Genomic DNA, 13,468 nt, shown 5'->3' on the forward strand with positions numbered 1-13,468 from the left:
GGCGGGCCAGGTCGGGCCGCCTTTTCACGAAACCGGGGATCGTCCGCGATGCGGGTGCTGTTCGTCGAGGACAACCAGATGAACCGCCGGGTCGTCGCCGAGATGCTGCGGGCCGGCGGGGTCGACATGGACGAGGCCGAGGACGGGCCCTCCGGCCTGGCGATGATCGACGCCAACGCCTACGACCTGATCCTGATGGACCTGCGCATGCCGGGCATGGACGGCCTGACCGCCATCCGCGAGATCCGCACCCGCTCCGACGCCAAGGCCCAGCTGCCGGTGATCGTCGTCACCGCCGACGGCGGCGCCACACTGGAAGCCGACTGCCAGGCCGCCGGCGCCGACGACGTCATCCGCAAGCCCGTCGACCTCTCCACCCTGTTCACCACCATCGGCGACCTGATCGCCCGGCGGGGGGACGCGGGGCTGGTGCTGGGGTAGGCGGCGGGGCGCCTGGCGTCTCTAGCGGACGACGCGCGCTCGTTTGTGATGGTCCGGCCGAACGGATTCGACCACGCGGCCTTCGCGCACTTCCAGCACGCGATCCGCGCGACGCACCAGCGCCGGGCCGTGCGCCACCACCACCCGGGTGATCGGCAACGCGCTGATGAGGTCGCCGATCGCGTTCTCGGTGTCTTCGTCGAGATTGGCGGTGCCTTCGTCGAGGAACAGGACCGCCGGCTGGCGGTACAGCGCCCGCGCCAACAGGATCCGCTGCTTTTGGCCGCCGGAAAGCGACGAGCCCATGTCGCCGACCAGGGAAAGGTACTGCATCGGCATACGAACGACGTCCGCATGGATGCAGGCCGCCTCGGCCGCCTCGATCACCCGCGCCATGTCGAGATCCGGATCGAAGAAGGCGATGTTGTCCGCGATCGTGCCGGAAAGCAGGCGATCGTCCTGAGCCACCACGCCGACGCTCGCGCGCCACGCCCTGACGTACTCGGGCGTCGCCGGCTGGCCGTCGAGGAGAACCTCGCCTCCCGTCGGCGACTGCAGGCCCAGCAGCAGTTTCAGGGTGGTCGTCTTGCCGCCGCCGGAAGGTCCGACGAGGGCCACGAATTCACCGGGGGCGATGTCGAAGCTGACCTCGCGCAAGACCAGGGGATCCGCCGAGGCGTAGCGAAAAGACAGGTCGCGCGCCTCGATCCCCCCCGCGACCCGCGCGCCGAGCACCGCCGGTCCGGTCGTTTCGGGCGCCGCTCCGACGATGTCGCCCAACCGCTGCAGGTGCAGGCCCAGGAGCGTGAACTCCATGCCCTGGTTGATCAGGGAGAAGCAACGGTCGGTGAAGGTCTGGCGGAAGGAAAGGAAGGCCAGAAGCATGCCGACCGACAGGCCGGCCCCGTCGATGATCAGGCGCGCGCCGAAGAAGACGACCAGGACGAACTGGATCGCCATGACGCTGTTCTGCAAGAACCCCAGGAGGATGTTGAACTTCGCGACGGAGACCGACGTGTTGATCGTGCTGGCGTAGCGGTTGCGCCAGGCCGCCTCGCGCTCGATCTCGCGCCCCATCAACTTGATCGTCACGGCCGCCCGCACGGTCTCCATCAAATGCGATCGCTCCTTGGCCGAAGCGATCAGCTGCTCCTCGGTCCTCGACCGCAGGAATGGATAGAAGACGGCCGCGAGGATCAGCATCAGCAGGATCGACGCGCAGACCACGCCGGCCAGCAACGGCGAATAGAGGAACAGGATGACGGCGGCGAGCAGCGCCATCACCCCGTCGATGACCGAAGCGATAAGGCCTCGGGTCAGCGCGTCCTGGATCGGCGAGGTGGACCCCAGACGAGAGAGGATGTCGCCGACGTGGCGCTTTTCGAAGAAGTTCGACGGCAGCCTCAGCAGGTGGTGCACCAGGTTCCCCACCATCTGGTAGGTCAGCATGCTGCCGAACACCTGCAACATCCACGATCGCAGCGCCGTCATGCCCAGTTGCAGCAGTATGAGACCGCCGAACCCCAGCGCCAGGACGGTCAGGAGGTTTTCGTCCATCCGCCCGATCGCCTCGTCGACGACAAGCTGGATCTGGAACGGTCCCGCGAAGGCGACGATCTGGAGCGCCAGGGACAGCGACAGGATCTGGACGAAGGCCGGAACAAAGCCTCGCTGTCGCGACCACAGGCTTGAGATGCGCACATCCACGCGCGCTTCGGTCTTCTGGAAATCCGCCTTCGGGACGACTTCCAGCACCACGCCCGTGAAGTGGTTCGAGACGTCCTCGCGACTGAGCGTCCGGACGCCGCGCGCGGGATCGTGGATGACGACCCGATCACGCTCCACGGCCTTCAGCACGACGAAATGATTGAGGTCCCAGTGCAGGATCGCGGGTGTCCGCACCTTGGCGAGGGCGTCGACGCCGATGCGCAGGGGGCGGCTCTCGAACGCCAGCTGGTCGGCCAGCGACATGAGATTCCGCAGGGTCGCTCCGGCCAGGGAGATCGAAAAGCGCTGTCTCAGCCCGTTCAGATCGATCTCGTGGCCATGATACGCGGCGATCATGGCCATGCAGGCCAGGCCGCATTCGGCGCCCTCGGAGGCCAGCACGACCGGCAACTTTCGGCGGCGTTCGAAATTCAGGGCGTCCAGCAGGTCGATCATCGGCGGCCCGCGGCATAGATCGGGTCGAGCAGCCATTCGACCAGCGAGCGCCGGCTCAGCACCACGTCCGCGTTGGCCAACATGCCCGGGCGCAACGGCATGTCCTGGCCGTAGGCCCGCACGCTCTGCCGATCGAGCTTCACGCGGACCCGGAAGACGGGCTCCTGCAGGGCCAGGCCGGGGATGGAAAGCTCGCCCGGCGCGAGCACCGTCCTGGAAACCGTGCGCACCCTTCCGCGGGCGGCGCCGAATTTTTGATGCGGGAACGCCTGGTACATCAGGCGCACCTCCTGCCCCGGCCGTATGAAGCCCGCCGCCCGGGAGGGCGCGAACAGTTCGGCCTCCATCCCGTCGCCGGACGAGACGACGGCGATGGTGGCGCCCGAGGGCAAGGTCTGGCCGACATCCACCGGGATCGCCCCCACCCGGCCGGCGATCGGCGCGGTCGCCACGTAGGTGGACTGGAGGGCGGCGGCGGTGCCCTTCTGCCGGACCTCCGCGATCGCGGCCTTCGATTGGGCCGTGGCGGCCCGGGCGTCCAGGGGGACGGTCCTCAACTGGGCGTCCAGGTCGCCGATCTGGCGCTCGTAGGTCAGGACAAGGGTACGGACCTCGGCGGCGTCCTGGGCCATCATCAACGCCGTCGACCGGGCCGCGTCGAGGTCCCGGCGGCTGAGATATCCCTCGGCCGCGACGCGCTCGAAGCGCTCGACATTGACGTTCGCCAGTCGCGTCCGTTCTTCGAGGGCCGACAGCCGAGCGCGGGTTTCGGCGAGTTCCCGCTCGAGCGCCAGGCGCTGGCTCGCGAGCCGCGCGGCCTGGACCGACAGCCGGGCCTGGGTCGCGCGATCCTGGGCTTCGAGAGCATCCGATTCCGCGGCGACGTCGCGCACCATCGCCCGTCCCGCGTCGCCTTCCGGAACGTCCATCGACGTCCGCAGCACGGCCAGGGCCTGCCCCTGGCGGACGACCTGGCCTTCGGTGACATCCAGGGCTTCCACCATGCCGGCCTGACGCGCGGTGACGCGAATGAGGCCGGCCTGCGGAACGAGCCAGCCCGTCACGGTCTCGCGCCGGGTGTATGTCGCCGTGACGCAGAACACCGCGACCGCGACGACCACGGCCACGCAGCCCCAGGCCAGCACGCGCGTGGAAGGGCGCGACGCGAGGATGACCTCGCCCTCGAGGCGCCGGCTGGCGTGGGCGACGGCTTGAGGCCGGAACAGGTCGCTATTCACTTTGGTGGATCACCACGCTCGGGAAGGTCGGCCGGCGGTTTCCCGCCGGCCTCGCCGCTAGTTTTCCTTTCCGCCCGGTTCCTTGTTCCCGTCCGAGTGCGGGGAGCCGCCGCCGCTGTCGCCGCCACCACCGCCGCCGCCGGCCGGAGCCTCGCCGCCCGTCTTGGTGCGCGTGACCTCGATGGTGCCGAAGGGCGTGGGGATCGTGATCTTCACGGTCGTCGTGGTGCCCGCGCCGGAGACGAAATCGATCTCGTCGTCGTTCAGCGGGCGGAAATCGTTGTCCGTGGCGTGGGCCAGGTTCGAACTACGCATTTGTGACCTCCAGTGATTACCCCGAAACTGGGCAATCAACCATAGGTACAATATTTTATTTCAATCAATCGGAAATATACATTATCATCAATCACGACTAGGACACCGCCGGGACGAAGGGGCGATCGAGGCCCGGACCCGGTGTGAGGAGGATCCGCCCGGAGGGATAGTCGAGGGTCAGTCCGAAGCGCGCGAGAAGGGGCAGGCCGATATTGCCGGCGAGGCTTTCGGCCCCGCGTCCCTTGTCGAGATCGACGAAGAGCGCCGGCACGTCGCGAAACGTCCACGGGCCGAGCGCCGCCGTCGTGATCCTGGCTTGTCGGGACGCGTGCGAACCCGATACGTCGACGCTGCTGGCGGTCGTCCACGGACGACGGGTCAGCATCCGCCGAGGCTTCCAGAAGGAGCCGTACAGGATCAGCGGCGCCGCGGCGTTCCCGAGATCGATGGCGAAATCGACCAGGCCGATGTCCTCCAGGCGCACCTGCACGGTGGGGATGGTCCCAACCCTGCGGATCGGGAGGGATCGCGCGCCGGCCGGAGCCTGGAAACGGGAGGGCGCGATGAATTCGAGCTCGCCGGCCTGGAAGTCGATCGCCGCCGCCACCTGGTCGAGCACATCCTGGCCCAGGATGACCTGGATGGCGCGACCCACCGACCGGCGGACCGCGGAAAGATCGCTGAGGCCCACGCTCTGCCCGGCGACGGTCATGCCCGCGATCCTGATCGGCGGCCCTTCGGCCGCCTGGACGTCGATCGTCGCGCCGCTCGTGCCCGGCGCCTTGAAGGCCCCCGCGCCGCGGACGCCGACGCCGCGGGCGAAGGCCAGGTCGAGGTGGGTCGCGGACGAACCGCTGTCCAGCAGCGCCAGCACCTGGCGTCCCGCTATCTCGACGGGAAATATCAGGTCGGTCCCGGGGCCGAAGGCTATGGGGCCTGTCCCCTGGGCGGCCGTCTCGAAGCTCACCGTGGTCCGGGGCCGCGGCGGCGAGAACACCTCGGCCGGCGGCGGCGCGTTGCAGCTCACCTCGATGTAGGCGAACGTCTCCAGCGCTTCGGAACCGTCCTGCTCGAGGTCCACGGCTTCCGTCTTCTCGAGGAACGGCCAGCGGACCCCATCGATCAACCGCCAATCCTCGTAGCGGGAGAAGTGGCTGCCTTCCGGTTCGACGACGCGGACTCCGCCCAGCGCGCCGGTCTCGGGCGCGATGAAGAGACTGATCGTCACCGGACCCGGAAATTTCGCCGTCAGCACGCCCCAGGTCTGTCCGTAGCGGCGCTGCGGTTCGTCGGATCGCCAGCCGGCGCCCAGGATCCACGGGGAGAGAACGCTGGCGGCGGGATAGCGACGCTCGCCCGTCGTCGACCGTTCGACACGGCCGTCGACGCCCTGGACCCAAGCGTCCGCCTTCGCCGTGACGAGCCTGGTCTTGATGGGACCGGCCTCGACCGTTTCCGAAGAGCGCCCTTCGGCGTCCACCCAGGTCCGGCGGATCGCGTCGAGGTCGGCGACCCTGACCCTCGCCACCGCGGCGATCAGCCTGACGGCGTCGAAGGCGCGCCCGCCGCGCCAGGCGCGATAGCGCTCCAGAAGCGGCGGGGACGAGACCAAGGCCTTGGCCCAGCCGGGGATCGCGGCAAGGGCCACGCCCATCAGCAGCCGCCGTCGACCGGGCAAGTCTCTCTCCAGCTGCACTGAATGCCCCCAAAAGCGCGCGGCGTTCCGTCGTGCTTCCAGCCAAACTGCCCACGCGACAGAAGTGCGTCAACACTCCCGTTGGTTGAGGGGCGATCTCGGCTCCCCTAGCGCCCCACCGGAACCCGCATCGCCAGAATCTCCCGCGTCTGCCGCGTGATCCCGTACAGCACCCCCGGCTGGCTTTCGTCCCAGTCGATGGACTGGCCCTCGGCCTCCATGCCGACGGTGTCGAGGTGGTCGAGCACGCCGCCGCCCATCGGCAGCTGCATGACGTAGAGCTCCGGCCGGTCGTGGCCGCTGAGATAGAGCTTGCCGTCCGGGCCCCAGCCGCCGCCCGAGATGCTCATCGGCGCGATGCGCTCCAGCACCGAGGCCGGCAGGCCCCAGGCCTCCAGCCGCCGCCACTGGTCGTCGAACTTCACCAGGGTGGTGTGGCGATGGTCGCGCGGGGGCTCGCCGCCCTTGCCGTCGTAGTTGGCGAACATCACCCACCAGAAGCCGTCGTGGCGGTCGACCCAGGTGGCCGAGCCCGTGCCCAGGCCCAGCGAGACGCTGCGCCGGTGCGCCAGGCTTGCGGGATCGAACATCTCGATCGTGCTGACCTGGGGCGTGGCGGGGAAGTTGGAGCTGGCGCAGACCAGGTCCTTGGCGATCACCGCGCAGGCGTTGATGTGCGGGAAGCGGGCCTTGTCGCCCGTCCATTCCGCGCGCTTCTCGCCGGTCTTCTTGTCGAAGCGGACCAGCCTGGAGTTGCTGACCGAATAGATGTCGCCGGGCCCGACCGCCGCGCCCTGGGTGGCGCCCCCGTCGTAGCGGCGGAGCGTCTCGGCCTTGCGGGCCGGCGCGTCGCCCGACGGAGCCGGAGCGGGCGCGGGAGCCGGCGAGGCCTGAAGCGCGAGGGCGGCCAGGATCAGCGGGAGCATCGGTCTTCCTTCATCGACAGGCCGGCCGCCGAGTCGGCGCGGCCTTGGCCGCCCAGTCTGGCAGTCCAATGTTGCAGTCCGGCGACCCCGCCGCACGCCCGAAACGAAAACGCCCCCGGACGCGGGTCCGGGGGCGCTTCGAGATCGATGGCGAAGGACGCTTAGGCGGCGTTCTTCAGCAGCGACTTGGTCAGGATGCCGATGGCGGCTTCGCGGTCGATGCGCTCGATGGCGGCGACTTCGCGGGCCATGCGGTCCAGGGCCGATTCATAGAGCTGGCGCTCGGAATAGGACTGTTCCGGCTGGTTCTCGGCGCGGTGCAGGTCGCGGACCACCTCGGCGATCGAGATCAGGTCGCCGGAGTTGATCTTGGCTTCGTATTCCTGGGCGCGGCGCGACCACATGGTGCGCTTCACGCGGGCGCGGCCCTTCAGGGTGGTCAGGGCTTGCGACACGACATTGCCTTCGGCCAGCGGGCGCAGGCCCGCGGTCTTGGCCTTCTTGGTCGGCACGCGCAGGGTCATCTTTTCGTGGTCGAAGGTGATGATGTAGACCTCGAGCGACATCCCGGCCACTTCCTGGGTCTCGACGCCCTGGATGCTGCCCACGCCGTGCGCGGGGTAAACGACGTGATCGCCGACCGAGAATTCCAGACCGCTCTTGCTCATTCGTTCGTCCTCAATAAGTTCGGGCAAAGCCCAAAACACCGCGTCTCGAAAGCATCCAAAGGGCGTCCCAAACGGCGACAGGGACCCGTCCGCGAAATGCTTGCGGGGCCAAGACCGGTCGGGATTGGGATAGTTCTTAAGTCACCCTTCGCCTTCGATCGGGCGCGCCGGTTTCCCGGCTGACATCGTCCACATGACGGGCAGGCGCGGGAGATCGCGACCTTTACGTCGGGAGCGACAATATCATAAAATTCAGCTTGATGAAAGGCTTGCGACCTGTTTAGCCGCCCGATCCGACCCGTTCGGACAAGCTTCCCGAGGTTTTTCGCGGAATTTTTCGTCGAATCCGCCGGTTTTGGCGTTCGCGCGCGGAGCGGGGCCGTAGGGCCCGCCGGGCGAGTCGGGACGCCCCGCAATCGGGACGCCGCATCGGGTCCGGCGCGCGGCGCCGGCCGGCTCAGCTGCCCTTGCCGGGCTTTTCGCTGAAGTACTTCTCGAACTTGCCGGTCTCGCGCTCGAACTCTTCGCGGTCGGCGGGCGGCGTGCCCTTCACGGTGATGTTCGGCCAGATCTTGGCGTATTCGGAATTGATCCGCAGCCACTTGCCGTCCGGCTCGTCCTCGGTATCGGGCTTGATGGCGTCGATCGGGCATTCCGGCTCGCAGACGCCGCAGTCGATGCATTCGTCCGGATTGATGGCCAGGAAGTTCTCGCCCTCATAGAAGCAGTCGACCGGGCACACCTCGACGCAGTCCATGAACTTACATTTGATGCAGGCGTCGGTAACGATGTAGGTCATCGAAGGCTCTGGTCGGTTCCGGGTCGTCTAGAGAGGCCGCGTTTTCGAAGCCGGGCGGCCGAATGTCAATGCGGCTTGGCTGCGCGGGAGCGCAGGATTTCTGACACCTGCCCTGAGATGGGCGTCCGGCGCCACCTTAAATAGGCTCGGATCTCCATATACCGTCGTTACGTTACCCTTTCTTATCGAAGCTCGGTCACAACCAAGCCGAGGAAAACAAACAGGAAGTCGACAACCCGACCCATGACGAGAACCGCCGTGCGCCCTCACGTCTCGATCACCGACCACGAGACCAAGACGCCGGGCGCCCAGATGGACGCCTTCGAGACGTTCGTGCGTCATGCCCCCTTCGCGGCGGCCCTGGTCGACAACGCCTTCCGCCTCACCGCCGTCAGCCCCGACTGGGAAAGCCACGGCCTGAGCCCCGACCTCCACATCGGCGACGACTTCCGCCGCGCCCTGTTCAATCCCGAGGACGTCGACAGCCTGGAGCGCTGCGTGGCGTTCGGCGAGCCGTTCTCGCGCTATCGGGCCATCTCGCTCAACGGCGCCGAGTCCCGCATCTGGCGCACCGAATTCGCCGCCACCCTCACCGAGACCGGCCGCACCCTGGCGGTGATCGTCACCGCCCGCGACGTCAGCGGCTACGCCGAGACCGCCCTGAAGGCCGAGCGCGACCAGCAGCGCCTGAAGATGGCGCTGGAGCTCGACGAGCTGATGGTCCGCGAATACGACCTGCGGACCGGCGAGATCTACTGCTCGGGCACCTCGCCGGAGCTGGAGAAGTGGTGCCTGTTCAAGGACGACCCGCTGGAGATCGTCCATCCCGACGACCGCGAGAAGATGGCCGAGCTGGTCCGCAACCGGAAGGACGGCGAGGCCCAGGTCTTCGAGTTCCGCCTCAACCGCGACGACGGAGTCGAGACCTGGGTGCGCTCGGTCGGGAAGAAGTTCCTGGGCGCGGATGGGAAACCGGAGCGCCTGGTCAACCTGTTCAAGGACATCACCGACCGCCGCCGCCACACCGAGGCCGTCGAGAACCTGGCCTTCAAGGACAGCCTGACCGGCCTGCCCAACCGCGCCTATTTCAATCGCAAGTTCCAGGAGGCCGTCGACGCCTCGGAGATGATGGGCGAGCTGTTCGGCCTGATCATGATCGACGTCGACCACTTCAAGGACATCAACGACACCCTGGGCCACGACGCCGGCGACGCCCTGCTCAAGCGCCTGGCCGAGATGCTGCACGCGGCCTTCCGCGCGGGCGACACGGTGGCCCGCCTGGGCGGGGACGAGTTCGCGGTGATCCTGCGCGGCCTGCATTCCGAGGCCGACATGATGCGGCCCGTCAACGCGCTTCAGGACCTGCTGCGCCGGCCCATCGAGCACGGCGGCCGCAGCTTCTCGGTCAGCGCCAGCATCGGGGCGGCCCTGCACGGCGATCCCGACGCCGACCCCAGCCACATGATCAAGAACGCCGACATCGCGCTCTACCGGGCCAAGGATGAGGGCCGCAACCGCAGCGTCGTCTTCGACCCCTCGATGCGCTCGGCCCTGGAGCAGCGCGTCGAGCTGCTGCGCGACGTGCGCGCGGCGATCGCGGCCAAGGAGTTCGTGCTCTACTACCAGCCGATCGTCGACATCGCCTCGCACAGCGTCAGCGGCTTCGAGGCCCTGATGCGCTGGGACCATCCCGAGCAGGGCGTGCTGACCCCCGACCGCTTCCTGGCCGCCTTCGAGGACCAGGACCTGTCGCTGAAGCTGGGCGACATGGCCTTCGAGACGGCGCTCAAGCAGATGCGCGACTGGCTGGACCAGGGCGTGGAGTTCGGCCGCGTGGCCGTCAACATCTCGGCCGCCCAGTTCCGCAGCGGACGCCTGGCCGAAGAGGTCCAGGACCGTCTCAAGCGCTGGAACGTGCCCTGCGAGCGCCTGACCATCGAGGTCACAGAGAACGTCTATATGGGCTGGGGCTCGGAGATGGTCAGCGAGACCGTCCGCCAGCTGCACCGGGCCGGGGTGATGATCGCCCTGGACGACTTCGGCACCGGCTACGCCAGCCTGGCCAACCTGCGCCAGTTCCCGATCGACCGGCTGAAGATCGACAAGTCCTTCGTCCAGAACGCCGAGGACGCCGCCATCGTGAAGGCGGTGATCACCCTGGGCTCGTCCATGGGCATGAAGGTGGTGGCCGAGGGCGTCGAGGACCAGGCCCAGCTGGACGCCCTGGCCGACTACGGCTGCGACCAGATCCAGGGGTATCACTTCAGCCGGCCGATGCCGGCGGGGATGGTGCCGGGGTTCCTGGAGCGGTTCGGGGAGTAGATGCTCCCCCTCCGGCTCTTCGGGCCACCTCCCCCAGAGGGGGAGGAGCTTTAGCCCTCCACCGCCTCGTACAACTCCCGCGCCTCCGTCGCCGGTCCGCGGCGTTCGCCGAAGCCCAGCACCCGCACCGACACCACCCGCCCGCCGATCGCGAACACCAGCCCATCCCCGATGCGCAGGCCGCGCGAGGGCTTGTCGACCCGGCTCTCCACGCCGGTGCGGGTGAGACGGATGCGGCCTTCCTCGACGAAGCGGCCGGCCAGGGAGCGGGTCTTGAAGAACCGCGCGCGCCACAGCCAGACGTCGGCGCGGCAGTGGCCGGGATCGGCGTCGGTCATGCGGAAGCCTTGGCGGCGCCGGCCGCCGGCTTGCGGCGGCGCGGTTTCTTCCGCCTCGGCGGCGGCTCGGTCAGCTTGGCGAGAGCCGCGAAGGGCGAGTCCGGGCGCGCCTTGACGCGCGGCTCGGGCAGGGCCGCCCCGCGCCGCTTCCAGACGATCGGGTCGCCTTCCTTGGGCCGGATGGCGGGGGTGTAGTCCAGGGCCCGCAGCACGGCGGCGGCCTCGGCCGGGGTCCAGCCCAGGGCGTCGCGGGCGGCGTCCGTCAGCACCACCCCGCCGGGCCGCTGGCCGTCGCGCAGCAGGGCGTCCAGGCGCTCCAGCATCTCGACCGGGACCACGTGCCTGCCGACCAGGCGCAGGCCGTTGGCGGCCAGGGCGCGGGCGTCCGGCGTCGGGCTTGGCGCGGCCGCCAGGCGCTCGCTCTCGCCGCGCCAGCCGCCCGGCGTCAGGGCCCGGGCCGTGGCCAGGGCCTCGGGCCGCAGCACCGAGGGCAGGAACAGGCTGAACGCCCCGATCCGCACGCCCAGGCTCTTCAGCGTCCGCCGCTCGGCCTGGCTCATGGCCTTCAGGTCGGTGTCGACCGCGCGTTTATCCAGCACGCCCCCGGCTTCGAGAAGCCGGTGGGCCAGGCCGCGCGGCAGGCCCTTCAGCTCGCCGCCGCCCAGGGCCCGCTCCAGCTTGCGCAGGCCGTGCAGCTTGCGGTCGACCTCGCCGGCCAGGAAGGCGTCCAGCCGCCGTTCGGCCCGCTCGCGGACCGAGGCCTCGCCCAACTCGCCCAGCAGGCGCGCGCGCGGCTGCATCAGATTGCCGCCCGCCCGCACCGCGCCCGCCGCCTCGCCCTTCCACAGCACCGCCCCGTCCGGGGTCAGGGTGAAGGCGGCGTCGGCCTCGGCCGCCAGCTGGCCCAGGCGTCTTGCGACCTCGGGGGTGACCGCCCGCTGGGCGGCGTTGCGCAGGGCCTTCTCCTCGAGGGCGCTGGTGCCCTTCTCCTGGACGAAGGTGACGCCGGTCAGCCGGCCGACGATATGACCCTCGACCGTCACCGCCCCGTCGGCGCCGACGCCGGCCAGCATGGTCTCGCGATCGCCCAGCTGGCGCATCAGCACGCTGGTGCGCCGGTCGATGAACCGGGCCATCAGCTTCTCGTGCAGGGTGTCGGACAGCCGGTCCTCCAGCTGCCGCGTCACGCCCTGCCAGTGGGCCGGGTTGTGCAGCCAGTCGCCGCGGTTGGCGATGTAGCTGAGGGTGCGCACGCCCGACAGGCGGGCGGCCAGGCTGTCGATCTCGCCGTCGGTGCGGTCCAGCGCCTTGAACTGGCCGGCGATCCAGTCCTCGGGCAGGCGCTTGCGGCCCGTGGTCAGGTCGTCGAACAGGGTGCGGACCATGCGCTGGTGGTCGTCGTCGGTGGTCTTGCGGAAGTCCGGCGTCTGGCAGACGTCCCACAGCCGGATCAGGGCCGAGCGGTCGGCCTTGCAGCGGGCGATGACGTCGTCCTGCTGGGCCAGCTTGCGCAGGGTGCGCTCGTCCAGCGCCTCTTCCGACAGGCTCAGGCCGTTGCGATGCGGCGGCTCGGCCAGCGAGCGCAGCAGGCCCTGCAGGCTGCCGAAGTCGAGGCGGCCGTTGCGCCACTCCGCCCCCATCACCGGCTCGAACCGGTGATGCTCGACGGCCTCGACCAGGTCCTCGTCCATCTCCTCGCAGTCGCCGGTGACGCCGAAGCTGCCGTCACGGGTGAAGCGCCCGGCCCGGCCGGCGATCTGGCCCACCTCCTGCGGGTGCAGCCAGCGGGTGCGCTTGCCGTCGAACTTGCGCAGGCCGGCGAAGGCCACGTGGTCGACATCCATGTTCAGGCCCATGCCGATGGCGTCGGTGGCCACCAGGAAGTCGACCTCGCCGCTCTGGTAGAGCGCGACCTGGGCGTTGCGGGTGCGGGGGGAGAGGCTGCCCATGACCACCGCCGCCCCGCCCCGTTGGCGGCGGATCAGCTCGGCGATGGCGTAGACGGCGTCGGTCGAGAAGGCGACCACCGCCGTGCGGCGCTGCAGACGGGTCAGCTTCTTGGAGCCGGTGTAGGTGAGGGTCGAGAACCGCTCGCGCGTCACGATCTCGGCGTCGGGCAGCAGGCGGCGCACCAGGGGGGCCATGGTCCCCGCGCCCAGCAGCATGGTCTCGAACCGGCCCCGGGCGTGCAGCAGCCGGTGGGTGAAGATGTGGCCGCGCTCGGGGTCGGCGCACAGCTGGATCTCGTCGATGGCCACGAACTCGACCTCGCGGCCCAGCGGCATGGCCTCGACCGTGCAGACGAAATAGGCCGCGCGCGGCGGGACGATCTTCTCCTCGCCGGTGATCAGGGCGACGCTGGCCTTGCCGCGCAGCTTGACGATGCGGTCGTAGATCTCGCGGGCCAGCAGGCGCAGCGGCAGGCCGATCATGCCCGAGGCGTGGCCCAGCATCCGCTCGACGGCCAGGTGGGTCTTGCCGGTATTGGTGGGGCCGAGCACCGCCGTCAGCTTGGAAGGGGCCAGGCCTGTCGAACGGTCACTCATGTCTCAAAGGTGGGAT

General features: G+C 69.2%; 11 protein-coding genes. 2 read left to right on the plus strand and 9 right to left on the minus strand.

All coding sequences use genetic code 11. From position 1 onward, the window contains the following. The first annotated feature begins 48 nt into the window (after positions 1-48). On the plus strand, positions 49-441 hold the full coding sequence (locus BR39_RS0104635) for a response regulator (protein ID WP_029908189.1): 393 nt from the start codon (positions 49-51) through the stop codon (positions 439-441). Between the two features lie 21 nt (positions 442-462). On the opposite strand, the gene BR39_RS0104640 is transcribed toward BR39_RS0104635, so the two are convergent. The 7 genes from BR39_RS0104640 to fdxA all read right to left on the minus strand — a co-directional run bounded on the left by BR39_RS0104640 (position 463) and on the right by fdxA (position 8,246). Next, a complete protein-coding gene (locus BR39_RS0104640) occupies positions 463-2,604 on the minus strand; it encodes a peptidase domain-containing ABC transporter (RefSeq protein ID WP_029908191.1) in 2,142 nt (713 codons plus the stop codon). Continuing rightward, a complete protein-coding gene (locus BR39_RS0104645; RefSeq protein WP_029908198.1) occupies positions 2,601-3,842 on the minus strand; it encodes an HlyD family secretion protein in 1,242 nt (413 codons plus the stop codon). Before BR39_RS0104645 ends, BR39_RS0104640 begins: the two co-directional genes overlap by 4 nt. Before the next feature lie 57 nt (positions 3,843-3,899). Continuing rightward, a complete protein-coding gene (locus BR39_RS0104650; protein ID WP_029908201.1) occupies positions 3,900-4,157 on the minus strand; it encodes a hypothetical protein in 258 nt (85 codons plus the stop codon). A gap of 97 nt (positions 4,158-4,254) precedes the next feature. After that, entirely contained in the window at positions 4,255-5,811 is a 1,557-nt protein-coding gene (locus BR39_RS0104655; RefSeq protein ID WP_029908203.1) for a retropepsin-like aspartic protease, read from the minus strand. 149 nt (positions 5,812-5,960) lie between these two features. Beyond that, a complete protein-coding gene (locus tag BR39_RS0104660; protein ID WP_029908205.1) occupies positions 5,961-6,779 on the minus strand; it encodes a hypothetical protein in 819 nt (272 codons plus the stop codon). A 161-nt stretch (positions 6,780-6,940) separates the two neighbouring features. Beyond that, complete coding sequence (locus tag BR39_RS0104665) at positions 6,941-7,447, minus strand: CarD family transcriptional regulator (RefSeq protein ID WP_029908206.1); 507 nt, start codon at positions 7,445-7,447, stop codon at positions 6,941-6,943. Between the two features lie 457 nt (positions 7,448-7,904). Next, positions 7,905-8,246: a ferredoxin FdxA gene (gene fdxA / locus BR39_RS0104670; RefSeq protein WP_029908209.1), complete on the minus strand. Its 342-nt coding sequence runs from the start codon at positions 8,244-8,246 to the stop codon at positions 7,905-7,907. Between the two features lie 243 nt (positions 8,247-8,489). Here fdxA and BR39_RS0104675 point away from each other — a divergent pair, with 243 nt between their 5' ends. Then, positions 8,490-10,568, plus strand: coding sequence for a bifunctional diguanylate cyclase/phosphodiesterase (locus tag BR39_RS0104675; RefSeq protein WP_029908211.1), 2,079 nt, complete (start codon positions 8,490-8,492; stop codon positions 10,566-10,568). A gap of 50 nt (positions 10,569-10,618) precedes the next feature. Here the strand turns inward: BR39_RS0104675 and BR39_RS0104680 are convergent, their stop codons facing one another. Further along, the gene (locus BR39_RS0104680) at positions 10,619-10,906 is read right to left on the minus strand and encodes an RNA-binding S4 domain-containing protein (protein ID WP_029908213.1); all 288 of its coding nucleotides are present in this window, start codon (positions 10,904-10,906) and stop codon (positions 10,619-10,621) included. Beyond that, positions 10,903-13,452: a helicase-related protein gene (locus tag BR39_RS0104685; protein ID WP_029908214.1), complete on the minus strand. Its 2,550-nt coding sequence runs from the start codon at positions 13,450-13,452 to the stop codon at positions 10,903-10,905. The genes BR39_RS0104680 and BR39_RS0104685 overlap by 4 nt, the downstream gene beginning before the upstream one ends. Positions 13,453-13,468 lie beyond the last annotated feature (16 nt).

This window comes from Caulobacter sp. UNC358MFTsu5.1 (genome assembly GCF_000712075.1).
GTDB lineage: Bacteria > Pseudomonadota > Alphaproteobacteria > Caulobacterales > Caulobacteraceae > Caulobacter.

Coding starts and splice junctions, on each gene's coding strand:
- BR39_RS0104635 (WP_029908189.1), top strand. CDS start 49: ATGCGGGTGCTGTTCGTCGAGGACAACCAGATGAACCGCCGGGTCGTC.
- BR39_RS0104640 (WP_029908191.1), bottom strand. CDS start 2,604: ATGATCGACCTGCTGGACGCCCTGAATTTCGAACGCCGCCGAAAGTTG.
- BR39_RS0104650 (WP_029908201.1), bottom strand. CDS start 4,157: ATGCGTAGTTCGAACCTGGCCCACGCCACGGACAACGATTTCCGCCCG.
- BR39_RS0104655 (WP_029908203.1), bottom strand. CDS start 5,811: ATGGGCGTGGCCCTTGCCGCGATCCCCGGCTGGGCCAAGGCCTTGGTC.
- BR39_RS0104660 (WP_029908205.1), bottom strand. CDS start 6,779: ATGCTCCCGCTGATCCTGGCCGCCCTCGCGCTTCAGGCCTCGCCGGCT.
- BR39_RS0104665 (WP_029908206.1), bottom strand. CDS start 7,447: ATGAGCAAGAGCGGTCTGGAATTCTCGGTCGGCGATCACGTCGTTTAC.
- fdxA (WP_029908209.1), bottom strand. CDS start 8,246: ATGACCTACATCGTTACCGACGCCTGCATCAAATGTAAGTTCATGGAC.
- BR39_RS0104675 (WP_029908211.1), top strand. CDS start 8,490: ATGACGAGAACCGCCGTGCGCCCTCACGTCTCGATCACCGACCACGAG.
- BR39_RS0104680 (WP_029908213.1), bottom strand. CDS start 10,906: ATGACCGACGCCGATCCCGGCCACTGCCGCGCCGACGTCTGGCTGTGG.
- BR39_RS0104685 (WP_029908214.1), bottom strand. CDS start 13,452: ATGAGTGACCGTTCGACAGGCCTGGCCCCTTCCAAGCTGACGGCGGTG.